Raw genomic sequence first — 25,702 nt, 5'->3', positions numbered from 1 at the left:
TGGGCCACCGAAGACGTCCTGACCTGCGCTTTCTCATGAGACGGTTGAGATGGCTATGGTCTGTGGAGGCCGCACTTGACCGCTGTTGTCCGCTCTGCTGGGCACGAGCAGAGGGCGCCAGGGACCCTCATGACCAAGCCGAGCAGTCCTCCAGCCAGATCTCCGCGACGGCCGCGTCCGTAACAGCCTCCAAGTCCGGGATGTAGGGATGGACGTCGGGAAGCGGCGTGCAGAAGGTGACGTTGGAGGTGAGGAGGGCCTCTTCGGTATCGGCGAAAGAGAGGGAGACGTACGCCTTCACCTGAGTGTCACCGAACTCCTCCTGCGCTTTCCGAAGGCAGGCGCACACATACGCCAGGCACCTCCGGACGAGAAGGGGCGTACGTTCGTCCGGTGCGGCCGGGAGGTCGTAGTCGGTCATCCCCCTCCCGTTGATCGTCGTCTCCTCCGCGAGTCGGTCGACATAGGTGCCGGGCGCCTCCGGACAGAGGTCGGTCAGCACACGCCCACCGGCGGCCGTGAGGGACCACCCGCGCTCCACGACCTCAAGGAACATGGAGGGAATGTCCCGATCGCTCAGGTCGGTGACGTCTGTCGTCCGCAGGATCTCCCGCATTCGAGGATTGCTTCGCATGCCTATCCCTCGCCGAGTGCGGCGAGCCCCTTTCTGATCCCTGCGATGAAGCCCGGACTGCTTCCGACGGCTTTCTCGACGCTGCGTGGAAGCCCTTCGAACTTTCCTGTGTCGAAGTCGTACTGGTACTTCGCGCCTTTGTTGCTCTGGTCCTGGAAGTGGAGCTGCCCCGCTCGTCCGCCGGGGTCGGGGTTTTCCACGTCGATGCGGTACGGCCCATGGTTCCACAACGTCTTGCTGGTGATCTGGGTGCCGTTGGCCCCGATCATCCCCTTGGCATCGGGGTCCTTGATGCCGTAGAGCTCGCGATTTGCCTCGATGCGCCTCTCGACGACGTCAGGGTGGTACGGGTCCTTCTGGAAGCCCGGGGACGAGGTGTAACCCTCGCGGAGCGGGTCGTACGGGGCGAGGCCGAGCGGGTCGCACCACCGGAAGGGGTTGTCTACGTAGGCGACGGCGTTGGGAGCGGGCCCGAGCCCGAGTGGGTCCGGTGTGAGGTAACGGGCGGTTTCCGGGTCGTAGTGGCGGTTGAGGTTGTAATGCAGACCCGTTTCCGAATCGTGGTACTGGCCAGGGAAGCGCAGAGGGGTGTGAGCTGTGCTGTTCCTGGCCCAGGTGGTCGTTCCCCAGAGAGAGGTCCGCGTGCGCCACGCGAGTGCGCCGGACTCGTCGATCAGCTCGGTCGGAGAGCCGATGAGATCGGTGACGATGGCGAAGTACCGTTGGTCGATGGTCGACTGCGCGGCATCCCTGGCCAGGATGCGCTCGCTCTGTGCCAGTGGCCGCACCCCTTGGTGGTCCCACGTGAGGGCGACGCTGTGAGGCACGTCCGCCGAGGTGGTGGTCTGCTCACAGAGGGTGGAGCCGTCCCAGGTGAACCTGGTCTCCTCCACCACGGTTCGCCCGTCGCCGCCCAGCCGCTGCTTGCGGGTGCGCCGCCCCAACGCGTCGTAGGCGTAGCGCCAGCGGGTGCCGTCCGGAGTGATCGCCTCCGTGAGGCGGTCCTCGGCGTCCCAGGTGTACCGCCACGTGTCGGGTTTCCGGGACAGCCTGGTCCTCTGCCGCAGGGTGATGCGGCCGAGCGCGTCGTGTTCGTAACGGGTGTCTCCCGCGCGGGTGATGACAGTGCCCTCGTAGGAGCGGGGGCCGTCGGCCGCGCCGCCCGAGTGGGAAGCCGGCCACGAAGCCACCGTCTGGTTGCCGGCCGAGTCGTACGCGTACGCCTCGCTCCAGTTCGCCGCAGTGACTACGGTCACCCGGCCCGCGGGGTCCAGTCCGAACGTCCTCGCGCCACGTGCGGTGTCGTCCAGACCTAGGAGATGTCCGTCCGGCCGGTAGCTGTACGTACGACTGATGAGCGTTCGGGCGGCGTTGCTGACGTGCTCGGCACGGAGACGGCCTGCTTCGTCGAAGCTCGACGTGAGCGCCAGCATGTCACCGAAGGAACGGTCGAGTTCGCGGCCGTTCGCGTCGTAGGCGAAGTCGATCCGGCGACCGTCGGTGGTGAGATCGACGAGACGGTCCGCGCCGTCGTATCCGTAGGCCGTGACCCGTCCCGTGGGCGTGACGCGACGGCTGCGACGGCCCAGGGCGTCGTAGGCGTACGTCATGGCCTGGCCGTCGACCATTTCCGTCTTGACCCGACCCGCTCGGTCGTACTGGTAGATCAGCTCGCTCTGCGGGGCGGTCGCTTGGATCATGCGCCCGGCCCTGTCGTAGGCGTACGTCGTGATCTCTCCCGCCACGTCCTTGCGGATCACGCGGCCCAGCAGATCGTGCTCGTAGTCCACTCTGTCGCCCAGCACGTTCGTCCGGCTGGTCACCTGACTGGCCGGGTCGACGCCGTACGCAACGGTGCGACCGTCGAAATCCGTCTCGGCCATGAGCCGCCCAGCCGGATCGTAGGTGTACGACCAGGTCAGTCCCTGCGGGTTGACGACCTCTGTCAGACGCAGATCGGTGTCGTGGACGAACTCGTGACGGGCGCCGTCCGGACCCGTGCGGGCGGAAAGCAGGTCGAAGTGGGTGTACTCGAAGCGGCTTGTGCCGCCCACGGGGTCAGTGTGGGTGAGGCGGTTGCCTTCGCCGTCATAGCTCCAGCTCTCCACTACGCCGCCTGGGCCCGTGCGGCGCGCCAGCTCACCGTTGATCGTCCACTCGAACTCCGTGACGGCTCCCAGGGGATCCTCCATCCGTACGGGACGGCCGAACGCATCCAACTGGAAGCAGGTCGCGGCCCCGAGTGGATCGGTCACACGGAGGGGGGAACCCGCAGCATCACACCGAACCTCGGTCATGGCTCCCCGTGCGTTCGTGACGGAGACGTACCGGCCGTGGTCATCGTACGAGTAACGCGTGGTGTGACCTGACGGACCGGTGAGCGCGACGCGGTTGCCGCGGTCGTCGAACTCCTGTCGCCAGCGCGTGCCGTCCGCAAGGGTGTAGGTGGACCGAAGGCCCGTTGCGTCCCGCTCGCTGCGGAGTTCGCTGCCGTCGGGGCGGACGACGGTGGTGATCCGGCCTTCGTCGTCATGGGCGAAGGCGGTGGTGCGGCCCAGCGGATCAGTGCGGGACACCAGGTGGCCGTGCTCGTCGTACGTGGATCGTGTGGTGTGCCCGAGCGGATCCGTGGAGGCCACGACGCGGCAACGGTCGTCGATGCGGTAGCGGGTGGTGTGCCCCTGCGCGCTTGTCACCGTGGTCACGCGGTGGCCGGTGGTCGGCTCCGGTTCGCTGTAGCCGATGACGACCTGTAGGTGTCGGTCCACGCCGCCTTCGGCGATGACGCGGTCGCGGTCGTCGTAGGCATAGTCGTAGCGACGATGGTTGGAGTCGATCCAGGCCGTGATCCGGCGGCGGTCGTCGTACTCGAAGGTGAGGGCGGCGCCGGAGGGCTTGGTGACGGTCGTGAGGTTGCCGTCCGTGTAGCCGTAAGACCTGACAGGGAGCGCTGCCCCGCCCTTGTCCCGTAGGGACACCTCGGCGACCCGCGCTTCGACCGTGGCCAGGACGAGGTGATAGCCGGCGGAATGGACGAGCGCCAGGGGTGTGCCGTCGTCGGTGCGGTCGATGCTGATGATGTTGTTGTTGCGGTCGGCGACCTGCACGAGCCACGCAGCGCCGTCCTCGCCGGGTTCCGTTCCGGGAGGGCCGACGAAGTGCTTGGTCAGCCGGCTCTCGGGGTCGGTGAGCGTGTAGTCGCCGCCTTCGTCGCGGTTCAGGGTGGACCGCGAGGTCCCGCTTTCGGGGCGGGTGGGCAGCCCAGGCACGGGGTGCGGGTAGGTGATGAGCAGTCCGTCGTCGGTGACGTGGATGACGCCGTTGGCGTCGATCTCCAGGCGTTCGTCGACGGTGGAGGACCAGGAGGGGCCGAAGAACCGGCCTGCGGTGTAGCCCGATTCGGCCCGGCGGGTGAAGGCGAGGGGCAGTACGCCGGGCAGGACGACGTCGGTCTGGGGCAGGTACATACGGCCGGAGGCGAGGTCGACCGGGTCGGTGCCCTCGCTCGTACGCTCACCGTCGGGCCGGTTGTGGGTGCCTTCGGGGGCGGCGTTCTCCAGCTTGCGGGCATCGGAGGCGAGGTCGGCGGCTTCCTTGACCACCCGGGCTCCCTTGACACCGGCCCCGGCACCGCCGGTGGCGACGGTGAGGGCCAGGTCGGGCAGGAGCCGCCCGAACCCTTCGGCGGGGTCTTTCATGAACCCGTCGATCATCTGCTTGCCGGTGCCCCAGGGGTCGTTGGCGACCCGGAGGAGTCCGGCGGCGGTGTTGTTGAGTGAGAGCGCGTATTCGGCGGGGTGGGTGATGTTGTACGGATCCACGGGGTTGACGCTGCGCGCGAAGTTCACGATGCCCGCCGCACCCTTGACGACGCCGCCCGCGATGTGGGTCTGGATCACCTGGTACTCGGCGAGCCCGTCCATGGCCTGCTCGGCGTACCGCGGCTTCTGCGGTGCGGAGTCCCGCGCCGCCGTCACCGCCTTGCGGGCGATGTCGGCGGCGGTGTTGCGCTGCTTGCGCGCCTCCGCGAGCAGCGACTGGGCCTCTTCCATCCGCCCGGTGCCCGGGTCGCTGAAGGTGCCAGGCTTGGGCGGCAGGGTGGCGGGATCGCGCTGGTCGGAGGGCTTGGCGTTGTAGACGTCGACGGCCTTGTTGTACGTGGTCGTCTTGTCGTTGTACGCGTCCCTGGCCTCCTCCGACGCTTTGGTCCCGGCCTTCCACTTGTCGATCGCGGTCTGCGCCTGTCCCTGGGCCCACTCGACGGTCCCTGCGAAGGAGTCGAGTGCGCCCGCCGCCTTCTCGAACGCGTCGGCGGCGTTGAACCACTTCGGCGGTTCGATCGACACCGAATCCCGGAACGCGTCCGCCGCCTGCCCCTTCAGCGCGGACGAGTCGACTCCTTTGAGCCCGCCGCCGACCTTGTCGAACGCGCCCTGCAACTCACGCAGATGGGTCGCAGTGGACCGGATCTCGGACGGGCTGCCGTAGATGAGCTTCGTCTTGTCCTCGGTCTGCCCGAGGTCCATCTCGTCGACCTCGGCGCCCATCCGGTTCGCGACGGACCGGGACTTCTCCCGGACCCAGTCCGCTCCGGACTCCCAGCCGGCGTCCTCCAGCCGGTCGCCGGTCCAGTTCCCGGCGTCCTCGACCCGGTCACCGGCCCACTCGACGCCGTCCTCCACCGCGTCCTCGACGACGTCGGGCGTGATGTCACTGACGAAATCCCCGAACCCCATGACCTAGTTCCCCCCGCCGTCGCCCTGCTCCTGCTGCCGGGCCCGCTCGTCGGGCGAGGGCCCGAACGTGTCGTCCACGGACCGGTCGAACGCCTCCTGGTCGACGCCGAACAGCTCGTTCAGCTGGTCCGACTGACGTCCGCCGTTCCCCTCGGTGACGAGCGCCCGCCCGGTGTCCTTCCAGGTCTGCCCGGCCTCGTCGGCTGTCCGCTCGAACGACTCCCGGCTGTAGTCGGGGCTCAGGTAGTCAGGGGTGAACACATCGCCCCAGTCCTGCTTGACGATCTCGTCCTCGGACGCATGCGGATTCCCCACGCCCGCGTTCACGGCGATCTTCATGGTGCCCTGGACGTACTGGTCCTCCTCCCACACGATCCCCGCTGCCAGCCCCAGCTTCGCCGCGATCGCGTTGGCGTCCTGGACCAGCGCCCGGACGCCCCACTCCCACCGCTCGCAGAAGTCCTCGAAATCCACCGACAACCCGTGATGCCCGGCCTCCATCCCGGTCATCGACAGATCCGAAAGCCCCTTGCCCAGCACCGCCCCCGTACCGGTACCGATCTCCTTCAACTCGGCCACGGCCCCGCGCAGCCCGCTGGTGATCAGCTGAACACTGACCGGATCGACGTTGAGGTCTTCCGCCCCGCCACCGCTCATCGACCCGGCCCCCCGTTCCGGTCCTGCTCATCGACGGCCGCAGCATCCGGTACGTCCGCATCGACCGCCAAGGCACTGGGCACGATCCCTACCACCGGCGGAAACAGCATCGACCCGTCCGGATCGGCCACGTTCATCGCGACCCCGGCCGGCACGCCCATGGCCGGAATGACCTCGTCCAGCAACCGCGCCCCCCGGAACTCCGCGTACTCCCAGGTCCGCGAGGCTGCCCCGGAACCTTCCAGGGCTCCCCGCTCCGCAGCGAACCGGGCCAACGCCGCCTCATCGGTGAACCCGCACACCCACCGCACCCCACCGAACTCCGCGGTCCACAACCCACCACGGTCGTACGGCACCAGCACCAACGAACGCCGCAACTCACCCACCAGAGCCCCCGGATCCCCGACCCCAGCCCGCCGCTCGGCTATCCGATCCACCAGCGCTGCCTCGTCACCCACCGGAAGCCTCCCCCCATAGCCGAGTCTTCACCCTTCACTTCGCACACGTTAGGACACCACGCCCACCCGCAACCACGTGGTTCCAGCCGTCCCCACAGCCTCCATACCACGAGCCCGGGCCGACTCCGAACGCAAGAAAGGCCCCGGTCACTGACCAGGGCCTTCATCACAGAGCGGGTGACGAGAATCGAACTCGCGCTCTGAGCTTGGGAATCAGCGGTTCCTGGGATGCTAGAGGGGTCCTGAACTGGGGTTTTGCAGCGGCCAGGTGGATGGTTCCCTGTCTCTGGGAGCCGTATCTGACCGCTGTTGTCCGCTCTGCTGGGCACGGATGGGGCACGGGGCCCGCAGTGCGACGGAACCTGTCGAAGTGCGGGCTCTGGGCGGGCCAGCAGGGCACAGGGGCCATGGAAGGGTCCCTGATATGTCGGCTGGACCGCACCCCCCAAGGGCCGACGGTGCAGTGTCGATCCTCTTGCCTTGGTTTGCTGTCGGTGCCAGATAGCAGCTTCCTGGCTGGTTCGATGGGTTCCGATGCTCGGCGATGTTCAGTATCGGTCTTACCGGGCCGCTGATGGGTGCCCTCGGATGGCCAGAGCGGAACGGGTGCGTCAGCGCTGTTCTCGACGTACGGGGGAGTTCACTGAGCGCCCTCGACAGTCGTACCACCCCTTCAGGGGGTGCTGCGTCCGTTGGACAATCAAGCTTCCACAAATGGTTGCGCGCCTGACATGCCCGGCAGATAAGGTGAGTCATGAGCGATGTCACCTTCCTCAAGCAGCGAGAGCCCGTCGATGAATATGGGCGGGCCTTGTACGCCGTCTCTCGCTCCATCTTGAGGGCGATGCTCGACCAGTTGAGCACGCAAGACCTGACAGACCTAAACGTTGACCGAGTCGACGTAACAATGCGTCAATTGTCACATTATGCCCGTCTTGAGCGAGATAAGGGCATGCGAGGCGACGGGTTCGAGTGGGCCGTGCATGAGGCGATCGCTGGCGGTGAGCCGACGGTGACCGAATTGGTTTCAGACGCGCTCAGCCGTACATCGCCGAAGGTTTTCCGAGGTTCTTCTGGCACCTCCTCGCTCCTCTTCGGTTACGAGCGAGCAAAGTACCTGGGTTTTCTGGAAGCGGTGGTCGAAAATGCAGGAGAGGAAGCTGTCCTGCTGCCGGATAGTCAGGGTAGGCCCTATCGTTTTGCGAGCGACTGGCTCAAGCATGCCGCAAAAGGGGCCAACGCCGAAGATGCACTTGGGCAGCGGATTAAGAAAATCTGGAAGACGGACATCTTCCTCTCCGATGAAAATGCTAGGCGGTATGCTGCAGCGACAATCAAAAGCAACCATACGCAATTGGAGGGCGGCCCGGGGCTTCGAGTAGCAATTGTTCCCGCTGCAACCAATCTGCGTCCGGGCGTGCGATTCGATCGCTCCCACGGGCTTTGGTTGACCGTACTTCCCGACCCTGACGGTTTCATGGGGCTGTTCAATGATTCCTACTGGTCGGTCGCATCGGCTGTTTACACAATAGGGAAGCAGGCGAGGCCGCCCTACTACCTAAAGCCGAGCGTTAAAGGCCAGAGGGTGGCGGAGCAGCTGGAAAAGTATCCAACGGCCAAAGTTATCGATATCGAGAATGCTCTGGATGAGGCGGCGCAACAGCAGCTACTTGAAGTGAAGCATCAGCTGGTTTCGGTTGAGGCCCCAGAGTGGCTCCACATCAATGAAATGAGGACGCCTGTGATTGCGCCTAGACCGCAGTTCGAACCGCTTGATTGATCGGGGGGAGGAAAATGGCAGGGGTGTACTGGATTATGGCAGCTCCGGGTGGCGTTGATTGGAGGATTGCACTTTCTGTAGCCGCACTGCCCGCCATTGCCGCCGTAATTGCAGCGGTAATTGCTGCGCGATCGGCGAAAGTTGCAAAGAGCTCCGAGGTGGAAGCTCAGAGGCTTCGTGAACTGGAATCGAGGATCTCCGAGAAAAAGTACGATACGTACAAACCTATGATTAACACGCTAAAAGATATGCTAGATCGTCGTGCGGTGAATGAAGAAACTTTCCGTGCTAATATCTCCGAATTTGCCACCTGGGTTGCTATTTTCGGTTCCGATGAAGCGGTGAGGTCCTTTCATAATTTCATGCAGGCGAGCTTTAACCCTCCAACGCCTCCCGTTGTGTTCATGAGACTCTATGCTGATTTTGTCCTGGCGGCTCGCCGCGATATGGGATATCCGGATACGAGTAGCACTCGAAAGGAGGTCTTGGGTTCTCGAATTACCGACGTCTACTCGCATTCAATGTTTTCGAATATGGATAAGCCTTTCGAGGACCTGTGTCGCGAGGCGGGATGGCAACCGCCTTGGTTGTAGGCGATTTTCACACCAAGGTGGAGCGCGCCGTTGCAGGAGCGACCTTGGCGCCCCTGGCCGGGAATGCTCTGCCCTGCTTGGAACGGGGTGCCCGGGATGGGAGGCGCTCCCCACGGTTCGGCCGACACTCTCGAGCGGTGTTCCTCCTATCCAAGATGGACGAGTGCGCCCGCAGAGGCTGTTTGAAGTCGTGAGCTTGCGCTTTTCTCTGCGGAGAGCAGTAGCCGGATGCCCTGGTGCTGTGGAGAAGGGTTTTCCGCCCTGGCAGCAGATGGCTGCCGATACTCGGACTTGAGCTTGGCCGTCGGCCGCGCCTGGCAGGCGCGGCCGACGGTGTGTTTGGAGGCTGTCAGGCAGCCGCAGCGGCCTCGCGGCCCCTTCGCGTCCGCCGGTGGAGGCTCTCGTCGAAGGTGGCGCGAGCGCCCGAGGGATCGATGTAGTGCATCGCCAGGAGGGCTGCGATGACGGCGCCGACCAGGTCGTTCTGGACCTCGGACCACTTGTGGTCGTCGCCGCAGGTGGTGAGGCCCTTCAGGCCGTGGAGGGCGTGCATGGCCTCGCCGGCCTCCTCGGCGACCTTGCCGACCTGGAGGGCTTTGAGTTCCTTGTCGGGGAGGTGGGCGCCGGCTGCTCGGCAGACGGCGGAGAGCTTCTCGATGTTGTCCCACAGGGTGTCCACGTCGGACCTCTGGTCGATGGGTTCGGCTATTCCTGTGCGGGTCGTCCGAGCTGGCGTACGGTCCATCCGGCCATGCGCCAGGCGTCGGCGTCGATGAGGTTGCGGAGGTCGACGAGGACCTGGTCCGCGACGAGTGGGGCGAGTGCCTTGGGGTCGGCCTCGCGGAAGTGGGGCCATTCGGTGGCCAGGACGATCAGCTCGGCTGCCGTGAGGGAGTCTTCGAGGTCTTCGCAGTAGTCGAGTTCGGGGTGGCGGCGCAGTGCTGTGGGTACGGCGTGCGGGTCGTGGACGGTGACGGTCGCGCCGCGCTGGTGCATGAGCGCGGCGATCGCCAGGGCCGGGGATTCGCGGACGTCGTCGGTACCGGCCTTGAAGGAAGCGCCCCAGACGGTGATGCGTACGCCGTCGACGGGTCGGCCGAGCGTCTGCTCGATGAGCTTCAGTGCGGCGGAGGGTCGGGATTCGTTGACCTCCTCCGCCGCGCGCAGCATGGTCGCTGCTTCGGTGGCGCCCAGGGTGCGGGCGGAGGCGGTGAAGGCGCGGACGTCCTTCGGGAGGCAGCCGCCGCCGTAACCGGGGCCGGCGTTGAGGCCGCCGCGCCCGATACGAGGGTCGAGGCCGATGGCCTCGGTGAGCTGCTGGACGTCGGCTCCGGCGGCGGTACACATGTCGGCGACGCCGTTGATGAAGGAGATCTTCATGCCGAGGTAGGCGTTGGCGGCACCCTTGATGAGTTCGGCCGTGGCGGGGTCGGTCACGAACAGCGGGATGCCGTTCGCCAAGAGGGGTGCGTAGACCTGGCGTACCGCGTCCTCGGCGCGGGCCGAGGGCACGCCCACGACGATCCGGTCGGGGCGCAGGGTGTCGTCGATGGCGTGGCCCTCGCGCAGGAACTCGGGGTTCCAGACGACCTCCACGTCCTCACCGGCCGGAGAGAGCCGGACGAGGAGAGCACCGAGGTCGCGCGAGGTGCCGACGGTGACCGTGGACTTCCCGACGATGACGGTCGAGCGGGTCAGGTGCGGGGCGAGGGCGCGGGCTGCGCCGAAGATCTGTCCGGTGTCGTAGCTCCGCCCGTCCGCGTCGATCGGCGTGCCCACAGCGAGGAAGTGAATATCGGCGAACTCGGCCGCCTCTGCGAGGCTGGTGGTGAACCGCAGGCGTCCAGTGGCGGTGTGGGTGCTGAGGAGTTCGGGCAGGCCGTCCTCGTAGATGGGGCACTCACCGGCGTTGAGGCGGTCGATCTTCGCCTGGTCCAGGTCCACGCCGATGACCTCGTGGCCGATCTCGGCCATGGCAGCGGCGTGGGGGATGCCCAGGTGACCACAGCCGATGACGGATACGCGCATGGGTCGACGCTCCTTTCCTTATCCCTCGCCCGCCCAGGGGAGTCCGGGCTGGCCGGGTGCGTCACGCTAGCGCCAACACCCGGCGCGACCCTCTTCGTGCAGGTGGATCAACCAGCGTGCTGTTTGAGCAGGTTGACGAGGGCGGGCAGTGCCTCGGCGGCGGTTGCCCGGCACACCAGGTCGCCGTCCTGGGGGCCTTCCAGCGGGTACGGCATGAACTGGCCGTCGCGCCAGAAGCCCTCCGGGTCCAGGTAGACGACCTGCATGCCGCGAGCGCGGGCGCGTGCCTGGACCTTGCGTCGGTCGGCGTGCAGGCCGACGACGAGGAGGGCCTTGGCGCCGTCCACCCACTCGACGTCGGGTACGGCCTGGTCGTAGCGGCGCATGAAGCACTCGTCGAGCCCGGCGCGCGCCGCGAGCACGTCGAAGTTGTTGGTGATGACCGGGCCGACGAGGTGACCGGCGTCCTTCAGTTCCTTCAGCGCCCACATCGCCGGAGTCGGTTCGGCCAGGAAGCAGGCGCGGAACATCTCCACGAACTCCGCAGTCTTCTCCTCCGGCTCCGTCAGAACCTCGTGGAGGAGCGTGTCCGCTGTCGGGGAGAGGGTGAAGCGGTGTTCCCGAGGCTCGTGGCCCTGGCGGTCGGTCACCCGGTAGATCTCGTGGAGCCGGTGCAGGGGCGGGATACCCGCCTCGACCGACGTACCGCAGCCGATCTCCACCTGGAACGGCAGCAGGTCCGCGAGGACGGACAGGTCTGGGACGCGGGTCGGCGTACCGGGGCGGTCCTTGCACCTGATCCCGGTGGGGAGGACGTTCCACGGCAGCTGCCGGACAGCGGGCGGCGGTGCGTAGGACACCGAGGCGATCTGGACGTCCAGGCTCCGGTAGCCGACGGGCAGGGTACGGCCCGCAGCGGCGTCCTGGGGGTGGACGTCGTGTTCGGTGATGCGGCACTTCAGATCCCGGCGTGTCCATAAGAATCCGCCAGGAGCCTCCTTCCAGCCGCCGGTGGCGAGCGAGTCCCACAGGGCGTCGTGGTGCGCGTCGATCTCATCCGCTGGAGCGGTAACGGAGTGGTAGAGGTACAGGTCGGTCAGGCCGATGGCCGGCGCGGCGGTGGTGGGGACCAGGCCGTACCGGTAGCGGTAGTGGATGATCCGCCGCCGGGCGTCGTCGGCGGCCGTCCAGCCGCTCTGTTCGGCCGTGGCCTTCTCCTGCGTTCGGCGCCAGATGCCTTCCTCGATGTAGCGGGGTCGGTCGGCGTCGCCGAAGTAGGTCTTCCAGAGCCGCTGTTGGTCGGGGGTGAGCTGGTCGATGACGATGTACGGGATGTCCATGATCTCTCCCTGGAGAATCACGCCTGGATGTTCCGGGTGCATGGCAGGCCCCGTTGGCCGGGAAGGTGGGGTGAACGACCCGGACAGCGGGGTTGAGTCAGTGGTCGGAGGGCGGGCTCGCGTCCGTTGAGACGGCGGCGGGCTGGTGACCGAGGCCGTTGAAGAGCGGGACGGCCTGCTCACGCAGTGCACAGGCCGGTCCCACCAGGCCGGCGACCGCCAGAAGCGTGAGCGCGATGCCTCCGCCTTCGGGGCGTACGGAGCGCGGCGCGGCTTTTCGGGCGTGGCGTCGCCGAGGCCCGGTCACGGGGTGCCGCCGAGGGCCCGTCCGTGTGCGTCGACGAGGCGGCTGGTCTGCTGGTGCAGCCACTCCAGCTCGACAGAGGTGAGGATGAGCGCGCCATCGAGGGTCGAGCCGTCATCCAAGTGGAACCCGATGGGAACCGATCCCTGCCTGGCCCGCGCGTCGTAGACCGCGTCCCGTCCGGCCGAGAGCGTGGCGTGGGTGGCCCTCACCGGCACGGGACGGAGCGTCGTTCCGTCGGCGGGCGCGGACCAGGGGGCCCCGCCCCCAGGCGGACGCAGGTGGTACGTCGTCGCATAGCCCTCACCAGGGAGAGCGACTACGACACCCACACGGCCATCGCGAGCGCTGGCCGTGGCGAGGTCGCCGAGCAGTGGGCGGAAGGGTGCTGCCGTACCTAACTCGGTTCCCTGCGAAGGAAGATGAGAAGAACGTCGTCGCGTCATGCCCCGAAGTTAGGGACAGGACGAGCCTCGAATATGAGCCGGAGGAATACGACCCCTATCCGTCCAGGTGAAAGCGGTCGGACATGTGCCGCAGCTTCTCCCTCGTGGCTGCTCGTTCCGCGTAGACGATGCTGCGGAGCGTTGAACGGGCGATGGGGTGGTTCCGTACGAGCTGCGGCGCGATCCGCTCAGCCGTCTCCAGCTCGGTGAGGGCCTTTGCCCGGTTTCCGTCCCACAGCCAGGCCCGCGCCACGTCCATGTGGTGGTGTCCCTGACGGGAGTTGGGTAGTGAACCGATCAAGCTCGGGCTGGTGCGGCGGTCTATCTCCAGAGCTTTGCCCTGCTTGCCCATTTCCAGGGCCACGCTGATCGCGTGGATCTGCACGTTCCCGGCGGAGAACGTCAGCGAATGCCGGTCGTACACCGGTGCGCCGACGTACGCGTCCATGCGTTCCGCCGCGTCCTTCGCGTGCCCGATCCGGTCCTCCGCTTCCGATGGACGGTTGGCCCGAGCGGCGGAGATGGCCGCCCGAAGCTGAAGCGTGCCCCAAGCCCGCACGGCCAGCGGATCACCATGCTCGTACGGTTGTTGCACCGAGGCGATCGCCTTGTCCGAGAGAGTCAGAGCGTCGGTCCAGTCAGCCGTCGCCCACATGTCCCAGACGCGCATCCAGTCGGAGACGGCCGGCAGCACCGGATCTCCCGACAACCTGGCAGACCACGCGGCCCGTTCGCACGCCATGGCCACCAGCTCCGGGTGTCCGAGGGCGTGCGCGGCGGTGTGCGCGAACTTGCAGCACACGGCGTAAAGGGCATACGCCTCTTCCCGCTCGTGCCCGTCCGAGTCCTCCGCCAGGGCGCGCGCTTCCCGGAACAGGTCCGGGAGAACTCGGAGGATCGCGACGTTGGAGGCGGTGTCCCGCAGGCGGTGCAGCCGGGTCACCTCACGCCATAGCTGTGATGCCGGTCGCGGAACCCCGTCGAAGACGGGAACGAGGTCGTAGCGGCGCAGCTCGCGCAGGATCGACGAGGCGGCGATCTGCCACTGGCTGTCGTCGGGGGAGCTGCTGTACGGGCGTCCGATCAGGTCGTTCGGATGGACGTGCAGCTCTGCGGCCACCTGGTTGAGCAGCCCGACCCGGTCCAGCTCGATCAGTCCACGCTCCATCTTCGACACCCAGCCCTGCGATTTCCCGAGGGCGGTCGCCAGGTCGGCCTGCGGCATGCCCAGCCGCAGCCTCGCCCTGCGAGCGCGCTTGCCGATCTCCTCGGCTTCCTCCAGCATCAGGACACCTCCCGGCCGCCGGACGATCCGGCGCAACCGCCGGTCTGTCCGTACAGAGTTCGTCTCCTGCACGGTACCCATGACGAGGCTTCGGCGTGAGACGAGCTGCCAGGACGGTGGGGGCACGGCCCGTGTACCGCTGTCCCGTCCTGAACGGCGAGTCCGAGACCGGAGGCACTTCTGTCCGCCATCAGTGCCCAGACGGCCATCAGGTATTGATTCCGAAGCCGCCGGTGCCGAACGACAGCGGATCATGGGGATGAGGAACTTTCCACGTCGCGCACCGCCGGAGGCAGCCAGTGATCACCGTGACCGTCCTCCACCCTGGAACCATGGGCGCGGCGATCACCGCCGAGCTCGTGGCCGGCGGCCATGAGGCGCTGTCGGTAACCAAGGGCCGCAGTGAGAACACCTGGGTCCGAGGGAGAGAGGCCGGTGCCACGGCGTACGACTCGCTCGCGGAGGCGCTGTACAGAAGCGCGGTCGTTCTCTCGGTCTGCCCACCACAGGCGGCGGAGGACGTCGCGGCGGCGGTGGCAGCGCACGGCTTCGCGGGGGTGTACGCCGACGTCAACGCCATCAGCCCTCAGCGCGTACGGCGCATCGCTGACGAGATCCGCCCCGGCTCCGCAGTTGTCGACGGTGCCGTTTTCGGTCAGCCGCCAGGCGACGGGCGTGCCACACGGCTCTATCTCGCAGGGGCCGACTCTGCCGTCGAGCTGGTGGCGTCGCTGTTCACGGACTCTGCGCTGCACGTGTGCCGCGTCGGGGACACAGTCGGTTCCGCTTCCGCGCTGAAAATGGCCTTCTCCAGCTACCAGAAGGCCGCCCGCACTCTCGCCGGAGTCGCTCACGCGCTCGCCGACGCCCATGGAGTCGGTGATCAGCTCACAGCCGAAGCCGAGGTCATGATCTCCGCGATCCTCTCCGATCCGGAGTATCTACCGAGCGTGGCAGCCCGAGCCTGGCGCTGGGCGCCCGAGATGGAAGAGGTCGCCGATACTCTCCGCGCGGCTGGCCTGCCCACGGACATGGCCGAGGCCACGGCTCGGGTGCTTGCCTTCTGGGAACAGGACAAGGACCAGTACGACTTGCCGGTCGTGCATGCCCTCTCTCAGCTCCGGTCTGGAGGAAGCAGCTGATTCGTTCACGCTGAGGGCCCCGCCTCGGGGTGTTTGCCTCCGCCGAGGGCGAGACATAGGGGCGGTGGACGCGGCCGACGCCGCAGGCTCCGGCGAAGGCAGGGGGCGTAGAACGGTGCTGCGAGACTGTGCCGCCAGAGCTTGCCGGTGGGAGAGGGACTCTGAGAGAGCCGATGTACGCGCCAGGCCAGTGTCCTTGCCGGGGCCGGGCTTCATCGAGGGCGCGCCGCGCACCGAGGGGTGCACACAGCAAACAAGGCCCTGGTCTCCGACCAGGGCCTTCATCGTGGAGCGGGTGACGAGAATCGAACTCGCGCTCTGAGCTTGGGAAACACGGGTGCCTTTGTGGTTCCCCTGCTGGTCGGGCGGGACGTGTGTGTCGCTGCGGCTGAGCCGTCGATGCTGTGTCTCGCTGTGGCTGACCGCAGGATGCCGTTGTGTGGTGCGGAAGTGGTGCGAGGGAGGGAGGGTGTTGGGGTTCGACATCTTCCATGGGGCCGGCTCGGCCCGCACGATGATTCCGGGATCTCGGCGGAAGGCTGGCGGCGGTCTGTGGGCGGCCGTAACCTGTTCGCTGGAGAGTTGTATGTGACTAGTTGGTCGATTCACCCTGTTTGCCGCTCTCGCTGCAGTTGGTTCAAAAATTCCTCGCTCGCTAGGAAACCTGCTGGTCACGCAGTCTGCTCCCCGCGCCCGCGGGGATGGACCCGTCACTTCGGTGTCGTACGCGACGCGGCCAGCCTGCTCCCCGCGCCTGCGGGGATGGACCCCCGTCTGACTGGGACGAGGTCTACGACGAACTGGACTTAGAGGGCATCTGATCTGGGTAGTTGGTGTTTTGGGATGTTCTTGTGACTGTAGGTTGTGGCGCTCGTTGGTCGGTGTGTGACTCCTCGACGCGGGTATCGCAGTGACGTCTCCGATGCCCGCTGGGCGTTGATCGAGCCGGTGTCCCGGCCACGTACGCCCTCGATGCGGCCGTTGACTTTCGTGGCCGCGAGTGCGCAGGCGAGCGTTCCCGCTTCGATCTTGTCTCCGGGAACGGCCCGGGCGACGGATCCCTCCGGGGTACAAACGGCAGGTGGTGCGAGGGCGATCAGACGTTCGGTCGCTTGCGTGCCCCAACCCGCTGACTTCAGCGCGTCCAGGACGCTGATGACCTCGGGGGACAAGTTCGGATGTCCCAGGCGCAGCGGGCGGCCCGCGACCACGGCTCGGAGGATGGCGGCGACGGTCGCGCCGCGCGACCGGAAAGGCAACATGACCGATACGGAGTCGGCACGAGCGCTCCCGGCCACGACGGTGTAGCCGCGGTTGTCCATGGCGTACTGGTCCCCAAACGCCTCGTACACCTTGAAGTGCTGCTCCATGCCGCGCTCGCCGATCTGGCAACCGCCCGGCCACGGCAGGACGGCACGCCCGTGGCGGCCAGCAGAGCGGGCACCAGTTAGTACGAGGCGCGAGTGCGGCCGGCGGTCTCGAACAGCTCCGGAGCGACGCGTCCGACGTCGCCTCCCAGGGCCAGGGCCAGGACCGTGCTCGGAACACCGACCGTGCGGGCGACTCGGTGTCCGGCTTGCTGCAACAACGTGAGCATGGCCTGCACGTCGGCGCTGGCCGGAACGTTGCTGGTCTGCCCCGGGCGCCCGAGGGCCGCAGCCGCCGCGAGAAGCGGTAGAGCGGCGTTCTTGGAGCCGTCGACGGTCACGGTCCCGGCCAGTGGCGGGCCAGGGCGGACCGCGATCACTTCTGCCGTCATGGGAGGGATCTGTGTGGTGGGCATGGTCATCTCCTCGGAAGCAGTACGTGGACTGCCGCATCAGGACGCAGAGGATGGGTGTGAGCCGGGATCTCGGCCCAGCACCGCTTCCCCGACCCAGTGGTCTCGACGCCGTGTCCCAGGGTCAGGGCGGCCACGATGAACAGGCCGCGGCCGTGCTCGTCGTCCGGGCCCGGCAGGCCGGCCTTCGGGCGTACGGAGCTGGCGTCGCAGACCTCGATCCGGACCCTGTCGTCGGTCAACCGCACGGTCACGGAGATCGGGCCCTGGCTTGCGTGCTGCACGGCGTTGGTCAGCAGCTCGCTGGCCACCAGCGCCAGGGTCTCCACCATGTCGCCTTCGGCAGGGAACCCCCAGCCGTGCACGCCTGCGACCACCTGGTGTCTGGCGACGCTGACGGCGTATGCCGTGCTGGGGACGGGAAAACTGAAGCAGTGCGGTTCCACAGGGTGCCTCCCGGTCGAGTTCGGCTCCACCAAGGAACCGCTCGGGGCGGTAGATGGACCAGCTCAGGTGCGTGGTCGGCATGCCTTATGCAGAAGCTGCATGAATGCCAAGTGAGCTTAGAATTAGGCTCGTTCGGGCAGGCAGGATCGGGCGACGGCGAGAGGAGCCGTGGCACAGATGGCTGATGCGTACGACGAGGCAAAACGGCTCGGCGAAGTGCTGCGTCGCGCCCGCGTGCTGGCCAGGCGGTCCCAGGCCGACGTCGCCACCGCGCTCGGCTACCACCAGTCGAAGGTCAGCCGCCTCGAACAGGGCAAAGACACCGAGGACTCCCAGGTCCTGCGCGCTGTCGCTCGGGAACTGGGCATCCCGTTAGCCTCCGTCGGCCTTGCCGACATCCCCGTCGCCAGGAACCTCGAACCAGAGACAGATGACATGCATCGCCGCAACTTCCTCGCCGCGAGCTTGGCCACTTTGGCGGTACCCACCATCCCGTCCCACGCCGGCAGCGGAGCACTTGTCCAGGCCCTTCTCCCAGGTCCTATCCCTCCCGCACAGGATGAGGACCAAGACCTTCCTCAGCTCGGTGAGCGCATTTCGGAGGTGCGCCGACTGTTCTACGCGTGCGACTACACCCGCCTCGAGGGCACGCTTCCGTCTCTGATCGTCGACCTCCGCAACGCGGCAGCAGGCTCGGACGAAGCCGCAGGGCTGCTGGCCACTGCCTACCAGACCTCGGCCAGCCTGCTCCTGAAGCGGGGAGACCACGGCAACGCGTGGCTGGCGGTCGGACGTGCCATGGCAGAGGCAGAGCGCAGCGGCGACCCCGTCGTCCTGGCCTCCAGCGTCCGCGTCCACACCCACCTGCTGGCCCGGGAGCGACACACATCGCAGGCCATCACGCTCGTCCGCCACACCGCCGACCAGCTGACAGGCGCCTACGACCAACGTTCCCCGCGCTACCTGGCTGCCCTCGGCCTGCTCCTGCTCCGCGGGGTCACCGCCGCGAGCAGTGGCGGGGACCGAGCGGCCACTCACGACTTCCTCACGGAGGCCAAGGAAGTCGCTCGGTACGTCGCGCTCGACCGCGCCGACGCCTGGGCCAACTTCAGCCCGACGAACGTCTCCCTGCACGAGGTCAGCGCGACTGCGGCCTTCGGCGACGTGGGGCTCGCTCTGGAGGCCGCGCGTCCCCTCATGCGTCGGCACATCCCCGCCCCCGAACGACGGGCGGCTCTGTGGGTCGAAACGGCGCGTGCCTACAGCCAGCAGGGTCGACTCGCAGACGGATACCAGGCGCTGCGCATCGCTGAGAGCTGCGCCGCACAGGACATCCGGCGTCCGGCTATCCGTGAGTTGGTCGCGGACATGGCTGCCCGCGACCGTCGTCGTACGCTGCCTGAACTGCATCACTTCAGCCGCCAACTGGGAGTCCCCGCGTGAGCGATCAGTCCGGACGCGAGGCCGGCAAGCCGTTTCTGTACGTCGTCGTGTGCGCGGCGGGCATCGCAGGTAATGTCGGCCGACTGATCTCGGCGGCTCAGGAGGCCGGTTGGGAGGTGGGCGTGGTTGCCACCCCTCAGGGTCTGGGCTTCATCGACGCGCCGTCCATCGAAGCACAGACCGGTTACCCGATCCGCTCGGCCTGGCGGGCCCCCACCGACCCGCGCCCTCTCCCGCCCCCGGACGCCATCGCGGTCGTACCGGCGACGTTCAACACGATCAACAAGTGGGCGGCCGGGATCTCGGACACGCTGGTGCTGGGCATTCTGTGCGAGTCGTACGGCCTCGGCATCCCCACCGCCGTGCTGCCGTACGTGAACGCCGCCCAGGCGGCCCACCCCGCGTACGTCGAAAGTCTTTGGAGGTTGCGGGGCATGGGCGTCGTGATCGGTTCCTACGAGCCCCACCGCCCCAAGGCCGGTGGTGGGGCGGACCGTTTCCACTGGGAGGAAGCGCTGGAGCTGCTGGCACCCAGGCTGTCCAAGCGGGAGTGATCACAGCCTTTACGGAGCCTGGATACAAGCAAGGCCCCGGTCGTCGACCAGGGCCTTGATCAAAGAGCGGGTGACGAGAATCGAACTCGCGCTCTGAGCTTGGGAAGCTCATGTTCTACCATTAAACTACACCCGCGAAGCAGTCCGATGAACGGTGCTGCACCGCCGCTCACTCTACCCCATCCCAGGCCCCCGGCGAATGAGCCGTGGGGTCCGTGTGTCGTGGGTGCGTGGGGTGGTGGGGGTGGACGCGGGTGTGGTGGGCGGGAGTTGGGGGCGTAGCGTAGGTGGTCGGAGTGCCGCGTGGAGACGCGTCCCGTTCATCCCCTAATGTGGCTTTCTCGTCCATATGTGGTTGGGGAAGAGGTTTGATGCAGTCGATGCAGCGCACCGTCGTCCGATGCGCCGAAGGGCACGTTTTCACCACCTCGTCGTTTCCGATGCAGCAGCTCGGGGCCGACCGGATCGGGCCCGGGCGGTTGATCCGGTGTCCTCGGTGTGCGCGGTTGCGGCAGGCCGTTCCCGTGGCGTTCGAGGAGCGGTAGGGCAGCCGTAGGGGGCAGCCGTAGAGAGGCAAGTCGTGGGCGGGCTGCCGGCCTCCGTACCGCGGGCGGGTGCCCTTCAGTGCGGAGGCCCGGCATCCGCCTCGCGGTGGGCCCGGGGGCGGCCCCACCCCACCCCCGGGCCCGGTGCTGGTGCGGTGGCGGGGGTGGTCCGGTTGGGGTGGGGTCGTGCCTTCTGCGTATCCTCGGGACGTGCTTCTCTCAGACAAGGACATCCGGGCAGAGATCGACGCCGGGCGGGTCCGCATCGATCCGTACGACCCGTCGATGGTCCAGCCATCCAGCATCGACGTGCGCCTCGACCGCTACTTCCGGGTGTTCGAGAATCACCGCTACCCGCACATCGACCCGGCCGTGGAGCAGGTCGACCTGACCCGCACGGTCGAGCCGGAGGGCGACGACGCGTTCATCCTGCATCCCGGGGAGTTCGTGCTGGCGTCCACGTACGAGGTGATCTCGCTGCCCGACGATCTCGCGTCGCGGCTGGAGGGCAAGAGCTCGCTCGGGCGGCTCGGGCTGGTGACGCACTCGACGGCCGGGTTCATCGACCCGGGGTTCTCCGGGCACGTGACCCTGGAGCTGTCGAATCTGGCGACGCTGCCCATAAAGCTGTGGCCGGGGATGAAGATCGGGCAGCTGTGCATGTTCCGGCTGAGCTCGCCGTCCGAGTTCCCGTACGGCTCCGAGCGGTACGAGTCGCGGTACCAGGGACAGCGGGGCCCGACGGCCTCGCGGTCGTTCAAGAACTTCCATCGGACCCAGGTGTGATGCCGAATGGCGAATGACGTGCGGGAGAACCTTTCCTACGAGGGCTTCGGGCGGGCCGTGCGCGAGCTGGCGCAGGCCGTCGCGGACGACGGCTACGAGCCCGACGTGGTGCTCAGCATCGCGCGCGGCGGGGTGTTCGTCGCCGGCGGGCTCGCGTACGCGCTGGACTGCAAGAACATCCACCTCGTCAACGTCGAGTTCTACACCGGGGTGGGAACCACGCTGGAGATGCCGGTCATGCTGGCGCCCGTGCCCAACGCGATCGACTTCTCGGACAAGAAGGTCCTGATCGCCGACGACGTCGCCGACACCGGCAAGACGTTGAAGCTGGTCCACGACTTCTGCGTCGACCACGTCGCCGAGGTGCGCAGCGCCGTCGTCTACGAGAAGTCGCACTCGCTCGTGAAGTGCGAGTACGTGTGGAAGAAGACCGATCAGTGGATCAACTTCCCGTGGAGCGTGGAGAAGCCCGTCGTGCGCCGCGCCGGGCAGGTCCTGGACGCCTGAGGCGCGTCCTCGACGCCTGAAGCGCAGGTCCTGGACGCGCTGGGGGCAGGTCTTTGACGCTCTGACGTGGAGCCCTCGCGCGTAGGCCCCCGGGGCGGTGCGCCGATGCCTCGATGCGGTGGCGCATCGGGCGCTTCGTGCCTCGCTCCGGGGGCCCTCGTCGTTCCGCGGGCCGTACCCGCGTGCGCTCAGATCGTGCCGAGCTTGATGATCGACAGCAGCGCGATCAGCTGGATCGCCGACGCGCCCAGCGCCTTCGGCCACGGCAGGTCGTGCGACTTGCTCACCATCGAGGTGAACAGCGCCCCGGCCGCCAGCCACGTCAGCCAGCCCACGATCTGCACCAGCATGTTCTCGCCGCCCAGGAAGACGGCGAAGAGCAGGCGCGGAGCGTCGGTGATCGACATGATCAGCATCGACAGGCCCACCGTGGGCTGCCACGAACCGGTGCCGCCGAGCTGGCGCGCGAGGGTGTGCGTCACCGCGCCGAGCACCAGACCGCCGATGACGAATCCGACGCCGGTGAACAGGACGTACGGGACGGCCGTCGAGATCGTCGCGTTGATCGCTTCCTCGCGCGCCTGGTCGAAGCCGAACAGCGCGAGCAGGCCGTAGAGGAACGTGACGATCAGCGCCGGTCCCCAGACCGGGTAGTCGCGCATCTGCCAGAACGTCGGGCCGGGCCGCGTCACGATGCCGTTCAGCAGGTCCTTCCAGCCCAGGCGCGGGCCGGAGGGCTGGGCGGGCGCCTGGCCGGCGCGGTAGGCGCCGCCCTCGTCGTACGGGTCCTCGTTGATGCTGAACGCCTGCGTGTGACCCGGGGTGTTGGCGTACGGGTCATGGGGCGCGGGGTCCGGGTAGGGGTCGCCGAAGTACTCCGGCTCGCCGTGCCCGTGGGGGCCGTGCCCGGGTCCGCCGCCGGGTCGGCCCTGGCCGGCGTGCGCGTGCCCGCCGCCGGCGTAGCCGCCGTCGTACGGGGCGCCGCCGCCGTCGTACGGGGCGCCGCCGCCGTCGTACGGGGCGCCGCCGCCCTGGGGGGCTCCGTACGGGGGTGCGCCGTTGCCTCCTCCCGTCGATGGCCACGGCTGAGATCCGTACGGCGGCTGTGGTGCCTGCCCTCCGTACGGCTGCTGCCGCGGTTGCTGCGGTTGTTGCGGGGTGCGGTTGTCCCGGCCGCGTCCGATCCTGAATCCAGCCACGTCAACGAACGTACCTGGTCCTCCCCGGCGCCGGGCGGGGCCGTGGCGAACCCGTGTCCATTGGGGCCGAGCTGTGACATCCCCGGGACGCGGACCAGGACGCGGACCAGGACCCCGCCCCCGGGGCCTGCCGGGCGCGGGGCGGGGCGGGAGTTCAGGGGAGGAAGAGCGATGTGGAGAAGGTGAGCGCGGGGCGGTCCGTGCTCCCGGCCGGGTAGAGCGCGACCAGGTCCCGGCGCTCGCCGCGGTACGTCCGCACCACCGTGTCCGTCCTCCCGTCGCCGTCGTAGTTCGTGCGGCGGCGGGGGAGCGCGGCGGGGTGTCGCCGTTCTTGCCGCCGCCCGCGCCGGACGAGAGGCCGTCGCAGGCGGTGAGCGCGATCAGCAGGCAGGCGCAGCCCGCCGCCACGGCCGCCGCGGTCCTGGTGGGGGCGGTCGCCCCGGGGCGTGTCCCGGCTCTGCCGGCTCCGCTGACTCCGCGCACGGGTCCTCGTCCGTTGTCGTCGTCCGGTGGCCCCGGCGTCCGGGCACATGACGCTGCACCCGCGCCCGCGGCGTACACGGTCCGGCCGTTGTGCGGTGGTCGTCGCACCGCCGGTCCGCCGGTACGGGGGTGACGCCCGGCCGCCCGGACACGCCGGAGCGGCCGGTCCTGCCTCCGAGGCGGGTCCGGCCGCTCCTGGTGGTGCGGGTGGTCGTTACGTCGTGCTGCGGGTGGTCGTCACGTCGCCGGTTCCGGCTCCGGTGCGTCCACCTGTTCCGGGTCGCCCGCCGGGTCGGCGGGGGTCTTCACGGAGTCGAGCAGGAGCTGGGAGACGTCGACGACCTGGATGGACTCCTTGGCCTGGCCGTCGTTCTTCTTGCCGTTGACCGAGTCGGTCAGCATGACGAGGCAGAACGGGCAGGCGGTGGAGACGATGTCCGGGTTGAGGGCGAGGGCCTCGTCGACGCGCTCGTTGTTGACGCGCTTGCCGATCCGCTCCTCCATCCACATCCGCGCGCCGCCCGCGCCGCAGCAGAAGCCGCGCTCCTTGTGGCGGTGCATCTCCTCGTTCCGCAGTCCGGGGACCTTCGCGATGATCTCGCGCGGCGGGGTGTAGATCTTGTTGTGGCGGCCCAGGTAGCACGGGTCGTGGTACGTGATCAGGCCCTCGACCGGAGTGACGGGGATGAGCCGGCCCTCGTCGATGAGGTGCTGGAGCAACTGCGTGTGGTGGATGACCTCGTACTCGCCGCCGAGCTGCGGGTACTCGTTGGCGATGGTGTTGAAGCAGTGCGGGCAGGTCGCGACGATCTTCTTCGACGACGTGGGCTTCTTCGTCGAGGCGTCCTCGTCGTCCTCGCCGTACGCCATGTTCAGCATCGCGACGTTCTCCTGGCCGAGCTGCTGGAACAGCGGCTCGTTGCCCAGGCGGCGGGCGGAGTCACCGGTGCACTTCTCGTCGCCGCCCATGATCGCGAACTTGACGCCCGCGATGTGCAGCAGTTCGGCGAACGCCTTGGTGGTCTTCTTCGCCCGGTCCTCCAGCGCGCCGGCGCAGCCGACCCAGTAGAGGTAGTCGACCTCGGTGAGGTCCTCGACGTCCTTGCCGACGATCGGGACCTCGAAGTCGACCTCCTTGGTCCACTCCACGCGCTGCTTCTTGGCGAGCCCCCAGGGGTTGCCCTTCTTCTCCAGGTTCTTGAGCATCGTGCCCGCCTCGGACGGGAAGGCGGACTCGATCATGACCTGGTAGCGGCGCATGTCGACGATGTGGTCGATGTGTTCGATGTCGACCGGGCACTGCTCGACGCACGCACCGCAGGTGGTGCACGACCACAGCACGTCCGGGTCGATGACGCCGTTCTCCTCGGCGGTGCCGATCAGCGGGCGCTCGGCCTCGGCGAGGGCCGCCGCCGGTACGTCCTTCAGCTGCTCCTCGGTGGCCTTCTCGTTGCCCTCCATGTCCTTGCCGCCGCCGGCCAGCAGGTACGGGGCCTTGGCGTGCGCGTGGTCGCGCAGCGACATGATCAGGAGCTTCGGCGAGAGCGGCTTGCCGGTGTTCCAGGCGGGGCACTGCGACTGGCAGCGACCGCACTCGGTGCAGGTGGAGAAGTCGAGGATGCCCTTCCAGGAGAACTGCTCGACCTGGGAGACGCCGAAGACGTCGTCGTCGCCCGGCTCCTCGAAGTCGATCTCCTTGCCGCCCGAGGTCATCGGCTGGAGCGCGCCGAGCGCGACGTCGCCGTCCGCGTTGCGCTTGAACCAGATGTTCGGGAAGCCCAGGAAGCGGTGCCAGGCGACGCCCATGTTGGTGTTCAGGCCCACCGTGATCGCCCAGGCCATGGTGGTGCCGAGCTTGATCATGGCGGTGAGGTAGACGAGGTTCTGGAGCGTGTCGACGTCCAGCCCCTGGAACGCGGCGACCAGCGGGTACGAGGCGAAGTACGCGGCCTCGTAGCCGTCGACGTGGTGCAGCGCGCCCTCCAGGCCGCGCAAGGTCATGATCGCCAGGCCGATGACGAGGATGACGGCCTCGACGAAGTACGCCTGGCCCATCTTCGAACCCGTGAAGCGGGACTTGCGGCCGGCCCGGGAGGGCAGGTTCAGCTGGCGGATCACGATGAGGACGAGGATGCCCACCGTCGTCCCGAGGGCGATGAACTCGATGTACAGCTCGTACGGCAGCCACGTGCCGATGAGCGGCAGGACCCAGTCGGCCTTGAACAGCTGCCCGTACGCCTGGACGATGGTGAGGCCCAGGGTCAGGAAGCCGACGGCGACGAACCAGTGCGCCACGCCGACGATCCCCCACCGGTTCATCCGGGTGTGGCCGATGAACTCCTTGGCGAGGGTGATCGTGCGCTGCTTGGGGTCGTCGGTGCGGGTGCCTGCGGGGACCGGCTGTCCGAGGCGGACGAACCGGTAGATCTGCGCGACGGCTCGGGCGACGAGCGCAACGCCGACCGCGGTCAGCACCAGCGACACGATGATCGCTGCGAGTTGCATGTTGGGGGCTCCTCGGGCCTGCGAGGGTGGGATCGATCCAGTACTACTGC

At 67.8% G+C, this 25,702-nt stretch carries 19 protein-coding genes, 1 tRNA gene and 2 pseudogenes; 7 read left to right on the top strand and 15 right to left on the bottom strand.

Annotation, left to right across the window (positions count from 1 at the left end; all coding sequences use genetic code 11):
* Positions 1-127 precede the first annotated feature (127 nt).
* The 4 genes from EES43_RS13450 to EES43_RS13435 are packed head-to-tail and all read right to left on the bottom strand — an operon-like array spanning position 128 to position 6,485.
* Positions 128-616: a hypothetical protein gene (locus EES43_RS13450; RefSeq protein WP_124268948.1), complete on the bottom strand. Its 489-nt coding sequence runs from the start codon at positions 614-616 to the stop codon at positions 128-130.
* A 20-nt stretch (positions 617-636) separates the two neighbouring features.
* Entirely contained in the window at positions 637-5,370 is a 4,734-nt protein-coding gene (locus EES43_RS13445) for a putative T7SS-secreted protein (RefSeq protein WP_124268947.1), read from the bottom strand.
* Between the two features lie 3 nt (positions 5,371-5,373).
* Entirely contained in the window at positions 5,374-6,027 is a 654-nt protein-coding gene (locus EES43_RS13440) for a hypothetical protein (RefSeq protein ID WP_124268946.1), read from the bottom strand.
* Entirely contained in the window at positions 6,024-6,485 is a 462-nt protein-coding gene (locus EES43_RS13435) for a hypothetical protein (protein ID WP_124268945.1), read from the bottom strand. Before EES43_RS13435 ends, EES43_RS13440 begins: the two co-directional genes overlap by 4 nt.
* Before the next feature lie 754 nt (positions 6,486-7,239).
* Between EES43_RS13435 and EES43_RS13430 the strand changes: the two genes are divergently transcribed.
* Both EES43_RS13430 and EES43_RS13425 read left to right on the top strand, forming a co-directional pair.
* Complete coding sequence (locus tag EES43_RS13430; protein ID WP_124268944.1) at positions 7,240-8,265, top strand: hypothetical protein; 1,026 nt, start codon at positions 7,240-7,242, stop codon at positions 8,263-8,265.
* Between the two features lie 14 nt (positions 8,266-8,279).
* Positions 8,280-8,858 (top strand): hypothetical protein, encoded by a 579-nt coding sequence (locus tag EES43_RS13425; protein ID WP_124268943.1) that lies wholly within the window; start codon positions 8,280-8,282, stop codon positions 8,856-8,858.
* A 349-nt stretch (positions 8,859-9,207) separates the two neighbouring features.
* Here EES43_RS13425 and EES43_RS13420 read toward each other — a convergent pair whose 3' ends face one another.
* The 5 genes from EES43_RS13420 to EES43_RS13395 form a co-directional block, all read right to left on the bottom strand.
* A complete protein-coding gene (locus tag EES43_RS13420; RefSeq protein ID WP_124268942.1) occupies positions 9,208-9,537 on the bottom strand; it encodes a MazG-like family protein in 330 nt (109 codons plus the stop codon).
* Between the two features lie 26 nt (positions 9,538-9,563).
* The gene (locus tag EES43_RS13415; protein ID WP_124268941.1) at positions 9,564-10,886 is read right to left on the bottom strand and encodes a UDP-glucose dehydrogenase family protein; all 1,323 of its coding nucleotides are present in this window, start codon (positions 10,884-10,886) and stop codon (positions 9,564-9,566) included.
* Between the two features lie 107 nt (positions 10,887-10,993).
* Positions 10,994-12,226: an SIR2 family protein gene (locus tag EES43_RS13410; protein WP_124271967.1), complete on the bottom strand. Its 1,233-nt coding sequence runs from the start codon at positions 12,224-12,226 to the stop codon at positions 10,994-10,996.
* Positions 12,227-12,529: 303 nt separating this feature from the next.
* Positions 12,530-12,748, bottom strand: a complete 219-nt coding sequence (locus EES43_RS13400) for a hypothetical protein (protein WP_124271966.1) — start codon at positions 12,746-12,748, stop codon at positions 12,530-12,532.
* Between the two features lie 283 nt (positions 12,749-13,031).
* Entirely contained in the window at positions 13,032-14,261 is a 1,230-nt protein-coding gene (locus EES43_RS13395) for a helix-turn-helix domain-containing protein (RefSeq protein WP_124268939.1), read from the bottom strand.
* Between the two features lie 299 nt (positions 14,262-14,560).
* On the opposite strand from EES43_RS13395, the gene EES43_RS13390 reads away from it, so the two are divergent.
* Positions 14,561-15,403, top strand: a complete 843-nt coding sequence (locus EES43_RS13390) for an NAD(P)-dependent oxidoreductase (RefSeq protein WP_124268938.1) — start codon at positions 14,561-14,563, stop codon at positions 15,401-15,403.
* A 950-nt stretch (positions 15,404-16,353) separates the two neighbouring features.
* Here the strand turns inward: EES43_RS13390 and EES43_RS13375 are convergent.
* Together EES43_RS13375 and EES43_RS13370 are read right to left on the bottom strand one after the other, a co-directional pair.
* Positions 16,354-17,186 (bottom strand): annotated as a pseudogene (locus EES43_RS13375) (UDP-N-acetylglucosamine 1-carboxyvinyltransferase); the annotation flags it as partial.
* 2 nt (positions 17,187-17,188) lie between these two features.
* Complete coding sequence (locus EES43_RS13370) at positions 17,189-17,629, bottom strand: ATP-binding protein (protein ID WP_124268936.1); 441 nt, start codon at positions 17,627-17,629, stop codon at positions 17,189-17,191.
* 178 nt (positions 17,630-17,807) lie between these two features.
* Between EES43_RS13370 and EES43_RS13365 the strand changes: the two genes are divergently transcribed.
* Positions 17,808-19,073 carry a helix-turn-helix domain-containing protein gene (locus EES43_RS13365; RefSeq protein WP_124268935.1) on the top strand — a complete coding sequence of 422 codons (1,266 nt, stop codon included), beginning with the start codon at positions 17,808-17,810 and terminating at the stop codon, positions 19,071-19,073.
* Positions 19,070-19,627 carry a flavoprotein gene (locus tag EES43_RS13360; RefSeq protein ID WP_124268934.1) on the top strand — a complete coding sequence of 186 codons (558 nt, stop codon included), beginning with the start codon at positions 19,070-19,072 and terminating at the stop codon, positions 19,625-19,627. The genes EES43_RS13365 and EES43_RS13360 overlap by 4 nt, the downstream gene beginning before the upstream one ends.
* Positions 19,628-19,692: 65 nt before the next feature.
* On the opposite strand, the gene EES43_RS13355 is transcribed toward EES43_RS13360, so the two are convergent.
* Positions 19,693-19,763: transfer RNA gene (locus tag EES43_RS13355), tRNA-Gly, on the bottom strand.
* Between the two features lie 619 nt (positions 19,764-20,382).
* Between EES43_RS13355 and dcd the strand changes: the two genes are divergently transcribed.
* Positions 20,383-20,958, top strand: a complete 576-nt coding sequence (gene dcd / locus EES43_RS13350) for a dCTP deaminase (RefSeq protein WP_124268933.1) — start codon at positions 20,383-20,385, stop codon at positions 20,956-20,958.
* A 6-nt stretch (positions 20,959-20,964) separates the two neighbouring features.
* Complete coding sequence (locus EES43_RS13345) at positions 20,965-21,465, top strand: phosphoribosyltransferase (protein ID WP_124268932.1); 501 nt, start codon at positions 20,965-20,967, stop codon at positions 21,463-21,465.
* A gap of 188 nt (positions 21,466-21,653) precedes the next feature.
* Here EES43_RS13345 and EES43_RS13340 read toward each other — a convergent pair whose 3' ends face one another.
* From EES43_RS13340 to EES43_RS13330, 3 genes and pseudogenes are all read right to left on the bottom strand, one after another.
* Positions 21,654-22,664, bottom strand: a complete 1,011-nt coding sequence (locus EES43_RS13340; protein ID WP_124268931.1) for a Yip1 family protein — start codon at positions 22,662-22,664, stop codon at positions 21,654-21,656.
* A gap of 154 nt (positions 22,665-22,818) precedes the next feature.
* A pseudogene (locus EES43_RS13335) lies at positions 22,819-22,956 on the bottom strand (VCBS repeat-containing protein); the annotation flags it as partial.
* A 428-nt stretch (positions 22,957-23,384) separates the two neighbouring features.
* Entirely contained in the window at positions 23,385-25,652 is a 2,268-nt protein-coding gene (locus EES43_RS13330; RefSeq protein WP_124268930.1) for a (Fe-S)-binding protein, read from the bottom strand.
* Positions 25,653-25,702 lie beyond the last annotated feature (50 nt).

The organism is Streptomyces sp. ADI96-02 (assembly GCF_003846185.1).
Classification (GTDB): Bacteria; Actinomycetota; Actinomycetes; order Streptomycetales; family Streptomycetaceae; genus Streptomyces.
This window is presented reverse-complemented; position numbering and strand designations above follow the sequence as displayed.

Coding starts and splice junctions, on each gene's coding strand:
- EES43_RS13425 (WP_124268943.1), top strand. CDS start 8,280: ATGGCAGGGGTGTACTGGATTATGGCAGCTCCGGGTGGCGTTGATTGG.
- EES43_RS13330 (WP_124268930.1), bottom strand. CDS start 25,652: ATGCAACTCGCAGCGATCATCGTGTCGCTGGTGCTGACCGCGGTCGGC.
- EES43_RS13410 (WP_124271967.1), bottom strand. CDS start 12,226: ATGGACATCCCGTACATCGTCATCGACCAGCTCACCCCCGACCAACAG.
- EES43_RS13365 (WP_124268935.1), top strand. CDS start 17,808: ATGGCTGATGCGTACGACGAGGCAAAACGGCTCGGCGAAGTGCTGCGT.
- EES43_RS13445 (WP_124268947.1), bottom strand. CDS start 5,370: ATGGGGTTCGGGGATTTCGTCAGTGACATCACGCCCGACGTCGTCGAG.
- EES43_RS13415 (WP_124268941.1), bottom strand. CDS start 10,886: ATGCGCGTATCCGTCATCGGCTGTGGTCACCTGGGCATCCCCCACGCC.
- EES43_RS13395 (WP_124268939.1), bottom strand. CDS start 14,261: ATGCTGGAGGAAGCCGAGGAGATCGGCAAGCGCGCTCGCAGGGCGAGG.
- EES43_RS13430 (WP_124268944.1), top strand. CDS start 7,240: ATGAGCGATGTCACCTTCCTCAAGCAGCGAGAGCCCGTCGATGAATAT.
- EES43_RS13450 (WP_124268948.1), bottom strand. CDS start 616: ATGCGGGAGATCCTGCGGACGACAGACGTCACCGACCTGAGCGATCGG.
- EES43_RS13345 (WP_124268932.1), top strand. CDS start 20,965: ATGGCGAATGACGTGCGGGAGAACCTTTCCTACGAGGGCTTCGGGCGG.
- EES43_RS13440 (WP_124268946.1), bottom strand. CDS start 6,027: ATGAGCGGTGGCGGGGCGGAAGACCTCAACGTCGATCCGGTCAGTGTT.